A 20,123-nucleotide genomic window follows, 5' to 3' on the forward strand; every position below is an offset into this window, starting at 1 on the left:
ATGTGAATGCGAGGCGCGGATTTGATCGATACGATCTGATGCGGAGGGGATGAGGTAATGTGGCTCGGGATTGATCTTGGTACATCAGGGGTGAAGTCGGTCATCATTGACGATGCTGGGACGGTCGTCGCGCAACATACAACGCCACTGGATGTCCAGCGACCACACCCCCTTTGGTCGGAACAGCATCCTTCCAATTGGTGGGAAGCGACAAAAACATCAATTGGCGCGTTACCCGCCGATCTGAGGCGCGCGGTTCGCGGGATAGGCCTGTCTGGGCAGATGCATGGCGCTGTGCTGCTTGGAGCCTCGGACAATGTCTTGCGCCCCGCAATTTTGTGGAATGACGGGCGTAGCGCATCGCAGTGTGAGAAATTGGATGGGCTGGCTCAAAAGCACACCGGAAACCTCGCCATGCCAGGCTTCACGGCGCCAAAGCTGGCTTGGGTTCGCGACAATGAGCCGGAAATTTTCACGGCGATGCGCACTGTTCTGTTACCGAAGGACTTTCTGCGGCTGCTGCTGACCGGCGACAAGGTTAGTGAAATGTCTGATGCATCTGGCACGCTATGGCTGGATGTAGCGGGGCGTCGCTGGTCGCCTGAGATGCTGTCCGCAACGGGAATGGACGAAACGCACATGCCGAGGCTTGTTGAGGGGGCCGAGCAATCGGGCATGCTTCGCCAAGATATAGCTGATGAGCTTGGCATTCCGGTAGTTCCCGTTGCTGGCGGCGCGGGCGATCAGGCAGCAGGCGCGATTGGCGCTGGGGTGGTCGAACCGGGTCAAGCGTTCTTGAGCCTTGGCACGTCAGGCGTAGTGTTCGCTGCGGGCGGCGGTTTTGAACCGGCACCAGAAAATGGCCTTCACGCCTTTTGCCATGCGTTGCCGGGGCGATGGCACACAATGTCAGTGATGCTCTGCGCCGCCGCGTGTCTTGATTGGGCGGCGAAGCTGGTCGGGTTTGCGGATGTTCGAAGCGCGCTTGAGGCCGCTGAAGCAAGCGATGCGGCCCAAACAAGCCTGCCGATCTTTCTGCCATATCTGTCGGGCGAGCGGACGCCGCATAATGACCCGCATGCGAAGGGTGTGTTCTTTGCCCTCACACATGACACGGGTCCGGCGGAGATTGTTCGCGCCACGTTGGAGGGGGTGGCTTTTGGCCTAAGAGATGGACTGGACGCGATGGTCACACCACCATCAGAATTGTCAGTCATCGGCGGCGGTTCGCGGTCTGAATATTGGGCTCAGATCCTCGCCAATAATCTCGCGATACCTCTGATCTATCGCGACGGGTCCAGTGTCGGCCCGGCCAATGGGGCTGCGCGTCTCGCTCGTCTCGCAGTGACGGATGATCCGATCGCCGATGTTTGCGTCCCACCGCATGGACAGGCGCGCTATGTCCCGGAAGAGACTGACGGGCACCGCCTCGAACAATTTCGCTCGCTTTACGCGGCACTTAAACCCCGTTTCGGAGAATTCTGATGAGCTATTTCGCTGACATTCCTGCTATTGCGTTCGAAGGCGAAGAAACCACTAACCCGCTGGCCTATCGGTATTACGAGGCGGATCGGGTGGTGCTGGGCAAGTCAATGCGCGATCACCTGCGCTGGGCGGTGTGTTATTGGCATAGTTTCGCATGGCCAGGTCACGACATATTCGGTGCGGGTACGTTTGACCGGCCATGGAAGCCGGGTGAACCGGTCACTCCAGAGCTGGCTCAGATCAAGCTCGATGCCGCGTTTGACCTGTTTAGCAAACTGGGTGCGCCATATTACTGTTTTCACGATGTTGACGCGATGGCCGATCACGATGATCCAGCCAGCTACACGCGCGAACTCGATGCGATTGTTGCGAAGATGGAGGGCAAGATCGCTGAGACCGGCGTAAACCTGCTGTGGGGCACGGCCAATCTGTTCAGTCACCCGCGCTACGCAGCTGGTGCGGCAACCAATCCCGATCCAGACGTGTTCGCATGGGGTGCGCATCAGGTTCGTTCCATGCTCGACGCAACTCATCATCTGGGCGGTGCGAACTATGTTATGTGGGGTGGCCGGGAAGGCTACGACACGATCCTCAACACCGACCTGGCGCAAGAGCTGGATCAGCTGGGCCGGTTTGTATCCATGGTGGTCGAGCATAAGCACAAAATCGGTTTTGACGGCACTATCCTGATTGAGCCAAAGCCGCACGAGCCGACCAAGCATCAATACGATCGCGACACTGCGACTGTGTATGGTTTCCTCAAGCGATATGGCCTGGAAAATGAGGTAAAGGTCAATATCGAGGCGAACCACGCGACGCTGGCCGGGAACAGTTTTGAGCATGAAGTCGCTACGGCAAATGCGCTGGGCATTATGGGGTCAATCGACATCAATCGCGGCGACCCACAGAATGGCTGGGATACCGATCAATTCCCCAATAATGTGCCGGATTTGACACCGGTCCTCTATTACATTCTGCAAGGCGGTGGCTTCGGGACTGGTGGGTTCAATTTTGACGCGAAAATCCGCCGACAGTCAGTTGATGCCGAGGATTTGTTCCATGCACATATTGGCGGCGTTGATGTATTGGCCCGGGCACTGCTTGCCGCAGCATCACTGATCGAAGACGGCGCACTGCCTGATTTTGTCGCTGACCGATATGCCGGATGGAATGACGAATTTGGCCAGAAAGTTCTGGCTGGCGAGATGACGCTGGAGCAGGTCGCAGCGCATGCTGCCGCGCAGGGGTTGATCCCAACACCGAAATCGGGTCGGCAGGAGTATCTTGAGAATCTGATCAATCGCGCATCTTAGGATGATCTGAGGCATTGTTTGAAAGCGCTGTGTGCTGGCGCCTCATATCCACAACGAGCCTTTCTCAAAAAAACCCCTAAACTCCGCTAACATCCCTCGGATCATTGGTGTGACCGAAGCGCAAAAGCGTTTCTGCATTCCAGTGAGGGATTTCAAATGACCGCGATTTTCACCGGCTTGGGTTCTGGTTTTGCGAAAAGTTCGGCGACGGCCTTAGGCTCCGCGGGAACGCTAGGCAGCTCGGCTACGGGTCGAGCAGGTGAAGGTCTGTCCGTCAACGCGGCGACGGGTAACCTCATCATATCGCGCCGGGACGAGTTCCTTGTCGGGCGCAGTCTCGATGTCGGCGTTTCGCGCACATATAACTCTCAGGCCGAAGTGCATGACGGCGACAATGGCGACAAATGGCAACTATCAACCGCGCGGCGAATTTTTGGCCTCACAGGAACGGCCAATACCGCCGGTTCAACTATCAAGCGGGTTTCTGGTGATGGTTCTGTTGTAACTTATAGCTATGGCCAACGTGGCGGCACATGGGGCTATTGGACAACCGATGGTTCCGGCTCCCATGATCGGATTTACAAGCAGAACAGCACCAATTGGGTGTGGGTCGATGGCGATACTTGGACCGCCGAAACATACACGGTCGACCCATATAATAGCGGTGAATACCGGATCATAAGTCAAGCTGATGGTACCAATCAGAAAATAACCTTTGGGTACTCGGGAAGCAAACTTTCATACGTCAGGACGAACAACAACGAATATGTCCGCTATACTTGGTCGGGCAACAATCTCACTTCGATCAAGACTGAATTTGTCGACCCCAAAACTGGCGTGCGCCGCACCGAAACAGGCACTTATTACAGCTATAATGGCGCCGGTCAGCTAGCGACTGTCACCGTCGACCTGTCGCCTGACAAAGCTGGCACGAGCGATGGCCATAAGTATACGATCAGCTATCTCTATGATGTCCACGGAAGAGTTACGCGAGTAACGCAGAGCGACGGATCGCGCACCGATATTGGTTATTCGAACAATCGCGTTTCTAGTCTAATTGAGCATGTTGGAGATGGTACGACCAGAACCACAGGCTTCGCTTATGGTGCGAACTACACCAATGTGACCGCGCCCAATGGCCAGGTCACGCGGCTCGATTATAACGCATCGACCAAGCTGCTGACGAAGATTACTGCGCCTTCGGCATATTCGGGTGCGGTAAAGCAGGTTCAAACCTTTGCATATGATACTGAAGAGAATCTCGTTACTTCGACCGCACCGGATGGGCGGATCACCCGATACACCTACGATGACCGCGGTAACGTCACCAAGATTGACCGCCCAATCGGCACTGATGTCACGCGCTGGTACGATGCCAAGAACAACGTTACGAAAGAGCTGAGCTACGGCTCTAACGAAGCGTCTGCAAACACGGGTAGCTATACCCGATATGCTTACGATTCATACGGGCGCTTGCGGTACAAGGTCACGCCTGAGGGTCATGTTAGCGAGTACCGCTATGATGCTTACAATCGGCTTCAGCATGAGATTACCTATACTAAAGATACCTACGCGCATGGTTCAGGGGACATCTCTGTAACGTCTATGAATGCCTGGCGTGATAGCCAGTCGGACAAAACTCAGCGTAACTTTTTCTACTACGCTTACGACGCGCGTGGAAATTTGACGCAGACCATCAATTACGGCGCCTCCACATCATCTGGTGGTCCGACTTCATCGGTTGATGGCTATAGCCGCACCTATTACGTCTACGATCAGGAAGGGCGACTGCTTACCCGTTATGGGCAGAGCGAGTCTGGCAAAGAGCAATTCGTCTATGACGGCATGGGACGCCTGATCAGCTCATCGGATCAATCCGGCGCGACCACGACTGTCTATTTCGACGACGCCAACACCCGCACCGTGATGCAGATGGCGAGCGGCCTGACGCGGACCATGGTCTATAACAAAGCCGGTGATCTGCTCAGCGAAACCGAGAGCGCGGTAGGGCCGCGGAGCGCCAATCTGAAGGGTGATCTGGCCGCTTGGGGTCTGTGGCCGAATCTCACGAGATCAAGCGCCGGCACAATCGCCGGTAAACCGGCATATCTGTACAACATACCTAGTGCGGGGACGTATCGTGCAACCTCGACAGGTTTTAATGTCGCTGCTGGCGAGACAGTCACTTATCGGATCACAGTCAAAGGCAGCGGCACGCACACAAAGCATCGTATCGGGATTTACAGCAATGTCGAAGGTTGGGGAACTGACCAATCGACAAAATCAAGCGCGACGATTCTCAATGGTCCTGGCCAGTTGACGCAGAATGTTGGTGGCTTGTGGTGGATCGACGGAGTCTCGACAACCGAGGCAACCACAATCGAAGTAACGCGGACGTTCGATACCGCGCAATCGGTAGGCATTTATTTCTACGTTGGTGGCGCTGGCAACGTGGCCGCTGGCACATCGGCCATACTTACAGATCCCATCGTCACCAAAACGATTACGGACGCCTCGCTCGATTTCACCGCGAAGACGGAGAACAAGTATGACAAGCTTGGCCGGTTGCGCGTCACACAGGACATGTTTGATGGTCGCGGCGTCAACTACATCATCTATGACAAGGCAGGTCGTAAGGTCGGTTCGGTGGACCCGGCGCGGCGCCTGACCGAGTATTTCTACGACAAAAGCAACCGCCTGATCGGCACGACCACGTATCACAAAGCGATTAGCACGACGCGGTTCAACCAGCTTGCGGATCCGAACAATACGCTCGAAATGAGCGCCATACGACCAGCGTTCGACAACACATATGATGTGCGCGAGCTGACGACCTACGATGCCAATGGCCGCGTTGCGCAGACAATCAACGGCGAAGGCGAGATCATATCATACAAATATGACGGGTCCGGTACGCCTGATCGAAGCGCGCAACCATTTCAACAAGGTGACCATTGCGAGCGGCTGGCGCACTAATCCGCCCGTCAATCCAGTGAGCATCGCCAACAACGCCAAGGATGCGGTGACACGAACCTTCTACGACCGTGACGGCAATGTCCGCGGCGTTCTGGATGGTGAAGGCTATCTCACTGAGCACACCTATGACCAGTCTGGCCAAAAAACGGTTGATACCGCCTATGCGGGCAGAGTTGCTTCGAACCTTTGGGCAGCCGGTACCTTCAATCAATTACGCAGCAGCGCTGGCACCACCAACGCCAGCAATCGCCATGTCCGATATGTCTATGATGGCCGGGACGAGCTGCGCTTCACAATCGACAACTCCAACTACGTTACACAGTACAAATACAACGCTGCGGGCAAGTTGACGACGACAACACAGCATATCAATCCGCTTGCTGGTAACCACTCGAACTGGACGATTGCAGGTGTGAAGGCGGCGTTGTCGACCAACGGAAACGACCGGACCGCCACAAATTATTATGACTTTGCCGGGAGGGTTTGGCGGACTGTCGGTCCAAACGGGCTCGACAGTCGCATGTATTATGACGGTGCGGGCAATGTCGTCAAAACGACCGCTGGCAATCGCACATCACGCGCGTGGTATGATGCCCGTGGCAATGTTCGGTTCGCCCTAGATGCCGAAGGGTATCTGACCAGCTATCTTTATAATGAGGGCGGGCAGGTTACGCATGAGCGCCGCTATGATGCGAAAAAGTCAGCCAGCGACAGCACAACCATCGCACAAATCGCGGCGCAGGCGACGGGTGGCTATGCAGAGAACCGTTCGAGCTACGATTCCCATGGGCGCGTCGCCTACACCTATGACGGTGTGGGAAATCGTACTCGGTATGCCTATCGCACCAATGGTCAGCTCGCATATGTCAATACCGGCGACAATTCCTCGGCAAATCGTGCGCAGACCTACTATTATTATGACAATGCCGGGCGCCTGGTCCGGCAGGACAATGCCAATGGCGAGTCCGAGGAGTCGATCACCTATTTCACCTATGATGGGCTGGGCAATCAAACGCAGGTGAAAGACGGCAATGGCCGTATTTCATACTTCACCTATGACAAGCGCGGACTGATGCTGACCGAGAAAAACGGTGCAGGTAATCAGATACGCTACGAGCACAACGCCTTTGGTGATGTGGTCAAAACCTGGGATGCGAAGAACGTGCTCGCTAGCGAGCATGTCTATAACAAGCTGGGTCAGGTCACGCGCACCTATGATGCGCTGCGCAACCAGACAAATTACACCTACACGCAGTTTGGCGAGGTGAAGACAGTCAAGGATGCGCGCAACGCGACCACGACCTTCACCTATGACAAGCTGGGCCGCGTCAAAACCGTCAAGGACGCGAATAACAAGACCGAAACCTATGGCTATGACGCCTATGGAAACCGCACGAGCATGGTCAACAAGCTGGGTGGCAGCACGACTTACGCGTTTGATAGGCTTGGCCGGATGACGTCGATGAACGATGCCAATGGCATCGTCACATCCTATACCTATGACGCGCGCGGCAACCGTCTGACGATGATTGAAGCGTCAAACAAGGCCGAGAAGCGCACGACGACGTATACGTATGACAAGGCGAACCGTCTGGCGACCACAAGCGTTGAAGGGCATAGCCGGTCGTACACGACCTCCTATGCATACGATAAGCGTGGCAATCTGATCCGCGAAACTGCGCCTGATGGTGGCCGGACGATCTATTACTATGATGACCTTGATCGGGTGACCACCGAGGTCAACGCCCTTGGCACGCTCACTAACTATACATACGATAAGAACGGTAATGTGAAGACGGTGAAAGTCTATGCGACGACCGTCTCTGTGCCGTCGATCGGCGGCGCTGAAGAGGCCACGCACAAACCCGCTGTCCCCGGCGGCGCAGTTCGTGAAACGCGGTTCGAATATGATGCGGCGAACCGCATGACTTTGAGTGCCGTGAAAGGCGTTCACAACGGCACGTATAACGGCTCTGCCTGGGTCGCGAATGCCAGCGAGTTCATCACTCGCTACGAATATGATGCGAATGGCAATGTCGTCAAAACGATTGATCCGGAAGGCAACACGACCTGGGCCTATTATGATAATGTCGGACGCAAAACCTCTCAGGTGGATGGAGAGAATTATCGCACGGTTTGGGTCTACGACGCGGTCGGTAATGTCATTCGCGAGAAGCGTTATGCAACTAGAACTGCGACCCCGACCAGCACTATTACCGCGCCCAGCGTCGCCGCAAATAATGCGCTCGATCGGCGAACCGATTATACCTATGATTTGGTGGGTAACCGCCTGTCAGAACAACGCTTTTACGTGAAATACCATAATGGCAGTGGTGCACACGCTACTGGCCACCCGAAGATCACATATCAATATAATGGCCTCGGCCAGGTGACCAAAAAGACCGAGGCAATCAGCGGCAATGCTACCGATTACGCCTATGATGTCGGCGGTCGCCTGACGACTGAGACCCGTGCCGCGTTCACTGACTATAACGGAAATACCGTTCGTCCTACAGTGGATTACTACTACGATGGCTTGGGCAACCTGACGCGCACAAAGCAACGCGGAGCAACAGGTGCGTCAGAACGTAACACCTATTACTGGTACAAGAAGGGGCAACTTGACCGGACTCAGGATGCAGGCGGCCTGATAACGTATTTCCGCTATGACACCGCCGACCGCGAGGCGAGAGACGTATTACACCCGGAAGAACTACTCGAATGTGTCGCGCACTGAAGGCACCAAGCGGACTTATGACAAGCTGGGCCGAGTTGTGTCCGAATTCCAAGGCACGCGAGCCTCGAACGGTGTGTGGACTGCCGTCAGCCCGACAGTAACGACCACTTATAACGCCTATGGCGAAGTTGCGACGGTCAAGGCGGGTACGGGCGCAACCCAGATCAACAAATATGATGATGCGGGACGCCTCTGGGCGACCAATAGCGGCGATGGCGTGTGGAAGTTCTTCGGCTATGACAAGAACGGCAATCAGACGATTGCTATCACCAGCGCTGGCGCAGCATTTAGCAACTCGACCACGTTCCAGGCTGCGTACAACCAGCGGAACAATGCGAATGTCAACGCTACTTACACGCAATATGACAAGCGCGGGTCAGCCACCAAGGTCTATGAGACAGATCGCGACATCTCAGCGACCGCATCAAACCAGACACTGGTAACCGAGCGCCGCTACAACGCCTTTGGCGAGGTCTATTACGAGAAAGACGCCGCTGGCGCCGACATCTATTACGACTACACCACTATGGGTAAGGTGTGGCGTGTCCGCAATCCATCCGTGTCCATTCAAAACGAAAATGGCACGACGCAAACTGTTCGCCCCACCGAATATTACTACCATGATCTCGGCGGTCGTCTGGTCGCGAGCAGAGATGCCAATGGCAATCTGACGCGGATGGATCTGCTTAACGGCACTGGCTTTGCCGGCAGCGAGGCGCTGGTGACCGCAGAGCGCTATGCTGATGGCGGCGTGAAGACGACCAAATACGACATCCATGGCGATGCGCGGAAAATCATCGCTGTCGCCGATGGCCGTTCAGAACTTCACCGGACAATCGACCAAACCTTCGATGCGATGGGGCGCGTCACCCAAACTTGGAACCGCGGTAGCAATCTGCAAGATAATTACACCTATGATGTTGCTGGCCAGCAGCTGAGCCATTGGAACAACCAATATGGCTCCGGCAATCGCGAGATCATGGATTACGACGCGATGGGCCGTGTCATATCCAGCCGCGCCTTTGGCGGCGATACGACCACCACGACCTACACTTGGGAAGTCAGCGGCAATACCAACGCCGTGGGCAACTTTGGCGGTTGGAAAGAAGTCACGAAGACCCTGACCAATAATCGCACCAGCACGGTGTGGACCGATCTGTTCGACCGGACTACGCGCAAGAATGACTTTGGCGGTCACGACTACACCTATGCCTACGATGCCGCTGGTCGCCTGAGTGGCCTCACCGGCGCGGGCGGCAATCAGCAATACACCTATTACAACACTGGCAAGCTGAAGAGCATTTCCAACGTCACCGGTGTGCTCAACAGTCAGAATTTCCAGGAGCTGAAAACCACTTACGGCTATGACAAGGTCGGCAATCTGACATCGCAGAAGACGACTGATCGTGGCTCGGTTTTCTATGAATTTTACTGGAACCCGTACGAGCCGGATTTCTACGTAAATACGTGGAACCGCACCACGCAGAATATGACCGCGACTTATGACAAGCTGGGTCGGATCAACACCTGGAATGAAGCAGGTGGGGGCGATCTGCCCGCTGCGTCAATGACTTGGACATACGACGCAAATGGTAACATCCGTCGGGCCAAAGCGACCTATCGCAATATCTACTCCGACCAATCGGTTGCCAGCACCAGCTCGACACAGGATCTCTGGTACCGCTACGACAATATGAACCGCGTGGTCACATCGCGCGGGGTCCTTGAGAACGGCCAGATCGTTCGTGGTCAGGACGGGCGCGACATTGTGTATAACAAGGCGGGGCAACGGGTTCAGGTATGGACGACCGGCTTTGGCACGCATCGCTATTATGATCACCGTTTTGCTGACGAGTTTGGTCTCGGAGATCCAGAGCCCGGTTTTGATGACTTTGGCTTCGATCCCGTCATTCCACCGATGGATGCGTGGCAAACGCTCAGCTACAAGGCTGATGTCCGTGAGGACTACACATACGATAGCGCCGGTCGACTTAAGAATGTGAAGATCGCCAAGAGCGGCTTTGATGGTGCCGGCTTCGATCAGGCTTTCCTTAGCGATCCGTTCTTCGATCTCTTGGGCGGCGTGGAGCAGTTTGTCCTCGCACCCGGTACGGGCACGCGCCGCGCCGAGTACACCTATGACACGCTGGGCCGGGTGAAGACGCAGAAGGACTACGACCTTAACGGATCGACGATCGTTTTCAGCCGCGCGGTCACTTACGACGCAGAGGGCCTCGTCACGATTGACGACAGCACGACGCGCAAATCCAATGGTGATCTGTTCCGGGCGTATCAGCGTAATTACTATCTCGCTGACAATTCGCTCAACTATTCGACCACCACCAATTACAAAGGCGGCAGCAGCTCCGCAGCACCCAACACCCGAACCACCAATTCCTATGCGTGGTACGATGGCGCGGTGCAAAGCAGCGTCAGCTTTGACAGCAACACCGGCAGCTCGTCTGACCGGGTCTTCACCTCGACCTACAGCTATAACAGCTTCGGCGTTCTGCAATCGGCGCAGATCAATGATGGCCGTAGCCGCTCGGTCACCTTCATCAACAATGCCGAAGGGCAGGTGATCAGCCGCAAAGAGAAAGACAATAAGCACGATCAGGGCGATCCTTCCGAAATCTACTATCGTTTTGGCGGCAAAGAGATCGAGTCGGGTTGGCAATAACGGCACCGAAAATGTCGAATATGCGGAATCGATCAGACGGCGCGGTCAGGGCACGCAGCAAGGCGTGCAAGGCGCCTTCCGCAACAACGGCATCTACGGCTCGAGCTATGCCGACTTTGGCGGCGATTACGACGCGATAAACTCATACGCTCAGGGCGCTGGCGGTGGCAGCTACACCGTGCGTGGCGGCGAGAGCCTGCAGGCGATCGCGCTGCAACTCTGGGGCGATAGCAGCCTTTGGTACAAGCTGGCCGAGGCGAATGGCCTGACCGGGCGTGAGCCGCTGATCGAAGGGCGCTCGCTCGTCGTGCCCAGCGGCGTTCAGCGGGTGACCAATAATTCCACCACGCTGAAGCCATATGACCCGGCAGAGGCGATTGGCGACACCTCACCAACTACACCCGATGCTCCGAAGAAAAAGGGCAAGAAATGCGGTGTCTTTGGAGCGATCCTGCTGGCGGTTGTGGCGATTGCTGTGACTGCATTGACACAAGGTGCTTTTGCAGGCTTCGCTGGTAGCCTGCTAGGTGCCAGTAGCTCATCGATTGGCGCAACGATTGTTGGGGGCGCGTTGGCAGGCGCCGCTGGCTCGATTGCAAGCCAGGCTGTTGGTGTAGCTAGTGGAATTCAAGACAAGTTTAGCTTCAAAGGCGTAGCATTGGCTGCGCTCGGTGGAGCAGTGGGCGGTGCTCTCAAGGGAGTTCAAGCCTTCGGCAAGGTTGCGGAAGGCGCCGAGGGGTCACTTCGCGCCATTGGTAACGCCGCCGTCCGTGGGACTTTGGGAAGCGCTTTGTCTCAAGGCGTGGCAACTGCAACTGGCCTTCAGAGCAAGTTTAGCTTCGTAGGGGTCGCGGTGGCCGCGGTTGGCGCTGGCGTGGCACAGGAAGTTGGTGGTGGCCTTGATACGCTCAAAGAGAACAACAGACTTAGCAATCACCTGAGCCACATCGGCACAAATGCTGCGTCGTCGATTGCGAAGGCGGCAACGCGGAGTGCGCTTGAGGGTTCGAGCTTCGGACGTAACCTAGTCAATGAGATCCCGAATGTCGTAGGGCAAGCGATCTTTGATTTGGCTAGCCATGGCATTAGCTTACCAACATCATTGCTTGCAGCAGAACCGGTTGCAGTACCGCCAAGGCCACCAGTTCGCATAGTTGAGCTCGGGGAGGGCAGATACGAGCTGAAGCTACCAAATCAGACAGTTTATACTGGCACATTCCAAGAGATCATGACTGACCTGTCGAGCGTTATTCGTGAAAACGGGCAGAGGGTCGCTCCACAGACAACTGGCAGCGAGCAATCCGAAAGCGCGGCGCTTTCAAATGCAGATGGTGCCGCCAGCAACACTGCCGGAGAGCCGATATCGGGTGAAGTTGGATACGGTGACGCAGTCATACCTTACGTCGAAGGAGGTAACGGTATTCTCGCGTGGTCCGTTATTGATCAGGCGTTTTTGCACGGTCTAGATGCGTTTGGCGCATTGGGCGTCTGGGCAGATACATTCCACGGCGGTGCCGCGACCGGTTCTCGCTTGTCGAACGATTTCGCCGATATTGGATCTGAATATCAAGACTATTTTGTAGCCATGGCTTCGCTTGCAGGATTTGTAATTCCAGAGCATCGCGACTCTTTGTGGACAATCGCAAATGTCATGGCGCCGATCGTTGCAGTCTAGCCGACGAACCACCAGTAGTCCAGCGAGAACAACGTTTGATTATCAGAGGTATGAAGGTCCAAGTGTTGCGCAATTTAGAAGAGCAGAGCCGTTTGATCCGAACCGATGGGTTGGACCGAATGGCGTGGCCTATGTCAGCCAGGCTGCCTATGACGCAAATGTTCAGCAGTTTAGAGCACCTCCGACGATGGACGAGCTCAGGCAGGCAGCAATCCGAAACACAATAAACAAGCCGGGCGGATGGACTAATGGAGACTTAGCTTACGTAACCGCACTCAACAACGGGGCTAGTTTTGAGCGTGCGGAGGCATGGCGGAACGTTGGCGGGATTGTAGATAATTTTGGCAACGCACGCCGTGGACCAGGTCGGCGCAGTTTCGGCGCTGGCGAAAGGCCGATCACAAATCCATTCAATTTCACCCCTGGGCGCCCTTTGCCTCAGGGCACCACTGACAGAGGGCAGATCATTTCTCGGCCCGATACTAGAAGCCATAACTACTATGGCCCGGTGGACGTTGTTGTGCGACCTGGACCAAATGGCGGCTCTTATTATGGCACTTCCGCTCATGGTACGGTCAATCATCCTACCGGACAGGTGGTTGTGACCGTTACTGGGAGGAGAGCAGCGTCAGATTTAGCTGACACGCTCAACGGAAACTAGTATGCCTTCTGAAGCTACCGCGATTTGGTGAAGCGATATGGATGACGATCTGAGTTCAGAGGGACCGTTTTACAAACCAATCCCCATAATCTGGTTCACTTCAGCTTTTTTCGTTCAAATAATTCTCTTGTTTCTTGTGTATCATTTATTCTCGGGCTTTAATGCTCCGATCAGTTGGATCGGTGCTGCCATCGTAACGCTCTGGGTATTTGTGAGGGTGTGGGACCGAGGGATGGGGAAGGCCAAACTCATCTGGAGGGTGGCGACAGTGATCATGCTGGTAGTCAATTTTCTCCTGATCTGCATTGGCGTAATGCATCGCGGCTTATGAACAAGTCTGCGCTGTTATGGGCGGCCCTTAGCCCTGCGGGCCACTGGCCGTGGCCCATGCCCCGTAGCCCGCAGTCAACCCTCAGCCCTCTTCACCCGCCTCTCGCGCTGCCTCAGCTTCTCGCTCGGCGCGCTCATACTTCAGGCAATCGAGGATCTTCCCGCCCGCCAGAAACACTGCGCCAGTTGTCGCGAGGAATAGCAGCTTGCCGCCCCATCCGGGATACTCGACCAGATATTGCGAGCCGCGTGCCGTCGCCCCCAAAGCCAGCGCATAAATGATCAGATACGCCTCAAATCGCGTCTTGATCACAAAAAGGCGGCCTATTTTGCGCAGCACGCATATCTCCAAAAAGTGTTAACCGGTTAGACTGCAAACCTTATGCCAATGGCGCAAAACTGCGGGTCTTGTTGGTTAATTGACGCGCGAGTGTAAGCACGCCCGACATGCCGGTCCAGCGCGTTAACCTTATGATGTGGAGCGATTTGCGGGCGAGTCCCTGATCGGGATTAGGTCAGTTCATCCAGCGCCAGCACGCCCAGCAATGCCTCACGCGCCTCGACGACCTGTTTGGCGAGAGCCTCGCTTCCGATATCTGCCGGGTCAATCTGCTCTGGCCACGTGTCGGCGATTACTGCCTCGATCCGGTCGGCCTTGGCCTCGTCCAATAGGAAGCGCGGATCGACCGTCGCCGGGTCCGCCACCACGCGCAGACGCAAACATGCGGGGCCGCCGCCATTGGCCATGCTCTGGCGCACATCGACCGGGATCACCTGGCGAATTGGACCATTGGAGGCCATCATCTGCTCGCAATACGCCCATACACTGGCGTTCTCGCGGCATTCAGTTGGCACGATCAGAGCCATCTCTCCAGAGGGCAGAGTCAGAAGCTGCGCGTTGAACAGATATGTGCGTATCGCTTCTTCAAGGCTGACTGCGTTGTCCGGCACTTCGACCACTTCCAGCGCGGGGAAGGCAGTGCGGATCGCGTCATAGGCCCCCTGCTGATCGGCGAAGGCGCGCTCATGCGTGAACAGCACGCGCTCATTGGCGACCGAAACAACGTCATTATGGAACGCGCCCGCTGCGATCGCTTCGGGGTTCTGCTCGATGAACACGCAGCGAGCCGGATCAAGGCCATGCTGGCGTGCAACCGCACGACTGGCCTGCTCGTGCTGGCGAGCGGGAAATTTGCCACCCTGCTTGCCGTAGACGAAAACTTCGACGCCCACACCGCCGTGCCCCTCACAAAAGCGCATGTGGTTGGCTGCGCCCTCATCGCCAAAGCTCGGCGGTACCGCGTCATGCACAACGAAATGGTCCGTGTTGCCAAATGCGATGTCGAGCTGGCGTTTGGTGTGCGGCCATTCCTGACCGCGATGGATCATGGTCACCAGATTGGCAGGCGATAGGTGGCATTTGCCATCAGCGGTATCGGGCGCCGGGCTTACCGTGGCCGCATTGGCGGTCCACATACTGGAGGCAGACCACGCCGCAGCCAGCAGAGCGCGGTTCGTATTCGCGTCGACGGCTAGATCGTGGAGCAGGTCACCATTGGGGCGGGGTAGGGGCAGCAGAAACCCTTGCACGCCCAGCCTCTCAAGATTGCCGCGCATTTTCGCTATGCCCTGTAACGCGGCGGCGCGCGGATAGGATGAGTCGCCCTTGTGGCTGGCGCTGGCAATATTGCCGAGGCTCAGGCCGGCATAATTGTGGCTTGGTCCGACGATCCCGTCGAAATTGATCTCGACCAGTTTTGTAAAATTGGTGCTCATTTCGCTACCACACTCACTGTATCACCTTCGCTTACCGCCAGTGTTTCTGTCGCCGCCGCGTCGATGCTGATTGCGCCATCATCGCCATGCTCAACACGTGCATAGCAGCAGCGGAAATCGGTGAGCCGACCGGTCGCGACCAGAGACGCTTCGCCGCCGTTGACATCGCTTGCGGCTAGCTGTCCGGTCTTCGCGTTTTCGACACTGCGAACGCGGTCAGTTCGTGCAATCATGGTCGGACCGCCGTCGAAAATGTCGACATAGCCATCATAGGCGAAGCCTTCTTTCTCCAGCATGCGCATCGCGGCGCGACCGGTGGGGTGGGGTAGACCGATGACCTTCTTCGCCTCTGGATCCAACATGGAAACATAGACCGGATATTTCGGCATCAGGTCGGCGATGAATTGATTGCCATTGATCGCGTTAAAATAATCTGCGTCCTGAAATGTCATCCCGAAGAAACGGCCAGCCACTCCGTCCCAAAACGGGGAACCGCCGCGCTCGTCAATGATCCCGCGCAGTTCGGCAATCACGCGCTCGGCAAAGCGGGCGCGGTGCATCGCGATGAACAGATAGCGGCTGCGTGCCAGCAATAGCCCGAGGCCGCCCGCACGCTCATTGGGATGAAGAAACAGCCCGCCGACTTCGCTGCACCCTTCCAAATCGGTCACTAGATTGAGCATCTCAGCCCGTACTGTGCGATCAAGCTCTTGTGAGTGCTGCGTCTGGGTATTGAGACGGTAGGAATAGAACGGCCATTGCTGGCCCACCTGCGCCATCAATTGGCAGGTGCCGCGCACAGCGCCATTCTCTGTGTTCTCGAGCACCAGAACGAAGGTTTCGTCGGACAGCTCATCCCCTTCATTCGCGAATGCGGTGGCCGAGGTGGCAAGTTTAGAGGCGAGCGCTTCGCGATCCGCGGGCAGGTTGGTAAAGCCGCCGCCTGTAAGCTTTGCCATTTCATACAAAGCCTCAAGATCGTCTGGGCGCGACGCCCGAATGCGGAAACTCACAAATGATCTCCAGAAGCCAATCGGTCGAGGACAAGAGCGGACAAGGCTGCCCGTTCCACGAGGGAGGGGACAATCATAAATTCATCGGGCGAGTGGATTGATCCGCCGCGTACGCCCATCGTGTCGACTACGGGAACACCGCAAGCCGCGATATTGTTGCCATCGCACACGCCTCCGGTGGATTTCCAGCCAATCTTTTGGCCCAACTCGCTGCCGCATTCCTTTACCAGATCGAACAGCTTTTGCGCGCGATCATCAACCGGTTTTGGCGGGCGCGTCACGCCGCCATGGCGGTGGATGTGGACGTCATGGTCTGCTTTCACTGCGTCGAGAACAGCGCTGAGCTGTCCATCAAATCGCTCCATCGCATCGGTTGATTTAGGGCGGATGTTAAAGCGCAAGATCGCCAGATCGGGAACAACATTGTTCGCCGCGCCGCCTTCAATCTTCGCCGGGTTGATGGTGATGTCAGATGCCTCCAACGTTTTGATCCTGAGCACCAGATCGCTCGCCGCGACTATCGCATTGCGACCGTCCTGTGGGTTGCGCCCGGCATGGGCGGACAATCCGCGAATAGTGATCGAGTAGTTTCCCGTTCCGCCGCGCGCATGGGCGAGCGTGCCATCGGGCAGAGCAGAGGGCTCATATGTCAGCGCCGCATATTTATTGCGTGCCAGCTCTTCAATCAGGCTGCGCGAGGCGAGGCTGCCCGTCTCCTCATCGGAATTGATCATCACATCGTACCCGATCCGGTGCGAATGCTCGTTCTGCTCGAACGCCTTCAGGGCATGCAAAATTACGCACAATCCGCCCTTCATATCGGCGGTACCGGGGCCGTTAATCACCTCATCATCGAGCCATTTCAGCGATTGGAAGGGATGGTCAACCGGGAATACCGTGTCCATGTGACCAGTAAGGACCAGCCGTCGCTGAGCCTCTGGCCGCACCCGTAAAATCATGTGCTGGCCGTGCGGCTTTTCAAACTCCTCGCCATCCTCGCTGATAGCCGTGACAATCGCGGGATCGCGCAATTCAACCTCGCCCGGGAGTGCGGAAAAGGCGTCTGCGAGCTTCCCCGCGACGAACGCGAGGCCCTCTAGATTTCCTGTTCCGCTGTTAATTGCGGCCCATTCCTGAACTTCGGACAGCATGGTCTCGCCATCCACCCGATCCAGCAATCCCAAGTGATCAGCGTTGGTTTCAATCATTCGCAATCTCTTAGCTGCCCCTTATTGCAAGTCCACCCCTGCGCGTGGGCAAAGTAAGGTTGCCAAGGCCATCGCAGAGAGCCATATCGCAACCAATTCCTCCCCGGATTCGTTTTGAACAGAGCACGCCGAGTCATAATCTCGGTGGGCATTACGCATGAGGACAGCATGAGCAACTTGGTAAAGCGTGGTGGTATTGAGATCGATGAGGGTCTCGCGACGTTCCTGGAAAGCGAAGTGCTGGGGCCGCTGGGACGCGATGTGGTCGCTTTCTGGGATGGCTTTACGAAACTGCTGTCAGACTTTGCGCCGCGCAATGCCGCGCTGCTCGCGAAACGCGAAGACCTACAGACAAAGATCGATGCATGGCATCAGGAACGCTCCGGACAGCCGCATGATAGGGCGGCGTACAAGGCGTTTCTGCAAGAGATTGGCTATCTGGTGCCAGAGCCCGGCGACTTTCAGATCGGCACGCAGAATGTCGATGCCGAGATCGCCACCATGGCGGGCCCTCAGCTAGTCGTTCCGGTTCTCAATGCGCGCTTCCTGCTCAATGCGGTCAATGCGCGCTGGGGCAGTCTCTATGATGCCTTTTACGGCACCGATGCGCTCGATGCCCCACCAGCCAAGCCAGGTGGGTATGACAAGGAACGCGGCGATGCGGTGATCGCAAAGGGACGACGTTTTCTTGATGTTGCGCTGCCGCTGGTCGATCAGAGCTGGGCTGATCTGGCTGACGAGAATGACGGCAAGCTGCAAGATGAAAGCCAGTATGTTGGCAGAACTGAGAAAGGCTTACTGTTCAAAAACAACGGTCTGCATATCGAAGTTGTGTTCGATGGCCAGCACCCTGTGGGTAAGACCGACAAGGCCGGTATCGCTGACATTATCTGCGAAAGCGCGCTGACCACTATTGCCGATTGTGAGGATCTCGGTTGCGGCGGTTGATGCGGAGGACAAGCTGCTCGCATATACGAACTGGCTGGGTGTCATTCGCGGCGACTTGGAGGAAAGCTTTGAGAAGGGCGGCAGCACGCTGACCCGCAAGCTCGCCGGAAACAAGGATTATACTGACCGTCATGGCGAGGCGCACAGCCTTTCCGGTCGAAGCCTGCTATTTGTCCGCAATGTCGGGCATCTGATGACCAATCCGGCAATCCGCCTCGCTGATGGTTCAGAAGTGCCAGAAGGCATTATGGACGCGGTGTTCACCAGCGCGATCAGCACGATCGATGTTGAAGAGCACGCTCGATACGGTAACTCGCGCCACGGCAGCATCTATATCGTGAAGCCCAAGATGCATGGGCCGGAAGAATGCGCCTTCACCAACGACCTGTTCAACGCGGTTGAAGATCTGCTCGGCCTGCCGCGACACACGATCAAGGTTGGCGTGATGGATGAGGAGCGCCGGACCAGTGCGAACCTTGGTGCCTGCATTGAGGCGGTGAAGGATCGTATCGTCTTCATCAACACCGGCTTCCTTGATCGCACTGGCGATGAAATCCACACATCGATGCAGGCAGGCCCGATGATCCGCAAGGCTGAGATGAAGACCAGCACGTGGCTGTCCGCGTACGAGGCACGTAATGTAGGCATCGGCCTTAAGCACGGCCTGTCTGGCAAGGCGCAAATCGGCAAGGGAATGTGGGCCGCGCCGGACCTGATGGGGCAGATGTTGGTTGAGAAGATCGGCCATCTGAAGGCCGGCGCGAATACCGCGTGGGTGCCATCGCCGACCGCCGCGACGCTGCACGCGCTGCATTATCATCAGGCGGATGTGTTTGAGATTCAAAAGGGGCTGGGCGGCATTCCATCGGTCGATGACTTGCTGCAGATCCCGTTGGCGCAGGGCACCAATTGGTCAGAGGACGAGCTGCGCGAAGAGCTTGATAATAATTGTCAGGGTCTGCTCGGCTATGTCGTGCGATGGATTGACGCAGGGGTGGGGTGTTCCAAAGTGCCAGACATCAATGACGTTGGCCTGATGGAAGACCGTGCGACACTGCGTATCTCATCGCAGCATATGGCGAACTGGCTGCATCACGGCGTGGTGAGCGAGGATATGATCATGGATTCGCTGCGCCGGATGGCGGAGAAAGTCGATGCGCAGAATGCGGGCGATCCCTCTTACGAACCACTCAGCGGTAATGAAGGCGGGATCGCGTTCAAGGCGGCGAAAGATTTGATCTTCAAGGGCGTCGAGCAACCGAGCGGCTATACCGAACCACTGTTGCACGCGTGGCGATTGAAGAAGAAGGCGGGTTAACCC

The 20,123-nt window shown here is 56.4% G+C and carries 11 protein-coding genes and 1 pseudogene; 8 read left to right on the forward strand and 4 right to left on the reverse strand.

Annotated elements, in window-relative coordinates; all coding sequences use genetic code 11:
• The first annotated feature begins 57 nt into the window (after positions 1-57).
• The 7 genes from xylB (at position 58) to ACZ1GM_RS06095 (ending at position 13,527) form a co-directional block, all read left to right on the forward strand.
• Positions 58-1,485 (forward strand): xylulokinase, encoded by a 1,428-nt coding sequence (gene xylB / locus ACZ1GM_RS06065; protein WP_472678233.1) that lies wholly within the window; start codon positions 58-60, stop codon positions 1,483-1,485.
• The gene (gene xylA, locus ACZ1GM_RS06070; protein WP_472678510.1) at positions 1,479-2,798 is read left to right on the forward strand and encodes a xylose isomerase; all 1,320 of its coding nucleotides are present in this window, start codon (positions 1,479-1,481) and stop codon (positions 2,796-2,798) included. The genes xylB and xylA overlap by 7 nt, the downstream gene beginning before the upstream one ends.
• A gap of 156 nt (positions 2,799-2,954) precedes the next feature.
• Entirely contained in the window at positions 2,955-5,774 is a 2,820-nt protein-coding gene (locus ACZ1GM_RS06075; protein ID WP_472678234.1) for an RHS repeat domain-containing protein, read from the forward strand.
• Entirely contained in the window at positions 5,698-8,511 is a 2,814-nt protein-coding gene (locus ACZ1GM_RS06080) for a hypothetical protein (protein ID WP_472678235.1), read from the forward strand. The genes ACZ1GM_RS06075 and ACZ1GM_RS06080 overlap by 77 nt, the downstream gene beginning before the upstream one ends.
• Positions 8,498-11,191, forward strand: coding sequence for a hypothetical protein (locus ACZ1GM_RS06085; protein WP_472678236.1), 2,694 nt, complete (start codon positions 8,498-8,500; stop codon positions 11,189-11,191). Before ACZ1GM_RS06080 ends, ACZ1GM_RS06085 begins: the two co-directional genes overlap by 14 nt.
• Positions 11,157-12,866, forward strand: coding sequence for a LysM peptidoglycan-binding domain-containing protein (locus ACZ1GM_RS06090; RefSeq protein WP_472678237.1), 1,710 nt, complete (start codon positions 11,157-11,159; stop codon positions 12,864-12,866). The genes ACZ1GM_RS06085 and ACZ1GM_RS06090 overlap by 35 nt, the downstream gene beginning before the upstream one ends.
• Positions 12,867-12,990: 124 nt before the next feature.
• Positions 12,991-13,527, forward strand: coding sequence for a hypothetical protein (locus tag ACZ1GM_RS06095; RefSeq protein ID WP_472678238.1), 537 nt, complete (start codon positions 12,991-12,993; stop codon positions 13,525-13,527).
• Positions 13,528-13,939: 412 nt separating this feature from the next.
• On the opposite strand, the gene ACZ1GM_RS06100 is transcribed toward ACZ1GM_RS06095, so the two are convergent.
• The 4 genes from ACZ1GM_RS06100 to ACZ1GM_RS06115 all read right to left on the reverse strand — a co-directional run bounded on the left by ACZ1GM_RS06100 (position 13,940) and on the right by ACZ1GM_RS06115 (position 17,854).
• Entirely contained in the window at positions 13,940-14,197 is a 258-nt protein-coding gene (locus ACZ1GM_RS06100) for a hypothetical protein (protein WP_472678239.1), read from the reverse strand.
• Positions 14,198-14,367: 170 nt separating this feature from the next.
• Complete coding sequence (locus tag ACZ1GM_RS06105) at positions 14,368-15,633, reverse strand: N-succinylarginine dihydrolase (RefSeq protein ID WP_472678240.1); 1,266 nt, start codon at positions 15,631-15,633, stop codon at positions 14,368-14,370.
• Positions 15,630-16,646, reverse strand: coding sequence for an arginine N-succinyltransferase (locus ACZ1GM_RS06110; protein ID WP_472678241.1), 1,017 nt, complete (start codon positions 16,644-16,646; stop codon positions 15,630-15,632). Before ACZ1GM_RS06110 ends, ACZ1GM_RS06105 begins: the two co-directional genes overlap by 4 nt.
• Positions 16,643-17,854: a hydrolase gene (locus ACZ1GM_RS06115; RefSeq protein WP_472678242.1), complete on the reverse strand. Its 1,212-nt coding sequence runs from the start codon at positions 17,852-17,854 to the stop codon at positions 16,643-16,645. Before ACZ1GM_RS06115 ends, ACZ1GM_RS06110 begins: the two co-directional genes overlap by 4 nt.
• Before the next feature lie 168 nt (positions 17,855-18,022).
• Here ACZ1GM_RS06115 and ACZ1GM_RS06120 point away from each other — a divergent pair.
• Positions 18,023-20,120: pseudogene (locus tag ACZ1GM_RS06120) on the forward strand (malate synthase G).
• Positions 20,121-20,123 lie beyond the last annotated feature (3 nt).

It is taken from the genome of Qipengyuania sp. JB2-7 (genome assembly GCF_055693485.1).

What these genes read in the sequence shown, in the direction of transcription:
- xylB (WP_472678233.1), top strand. Translation starts at nt 58, where the DNA reads ATGTGGCTCGGGATTGATCTTGGTACATCAGGGGTGAAGTCGGTCATC.
- ACZ1GM_RS06075 (WP_472678234.1), top strand. Translation starts at nt 2,955, where the DNA reads ATGACCGCGATTTTCACCGGCTTGGGTTCTGGTTTTGCGAAAAGTTCG.
- ACZ1GM_RS06080 (WP_472678235.1), top strand. Translation starts at nt 5,698, where the DNA reads ATGACGGGTCCGGTACGCCTGATCGAAGCGCGCAACCATTTCAACAAG.
- ACZ1GM_RS06105 (WP_472678240.1), bottom strand. Translation starts at nt 15,633, where the DNA reads ATGAGCACCAATTTTACAAAACTGGTCGAGATCAATTTCGACGGGATC.
- ACZ1GM_RS06115 (WP_472678242.1), bottom strand. Translation starts at nt 17,854, where the DNA reads ATGATTGAAACCAACGCTGATCACTTGGGATTGCTGGATCGGGTGGAT.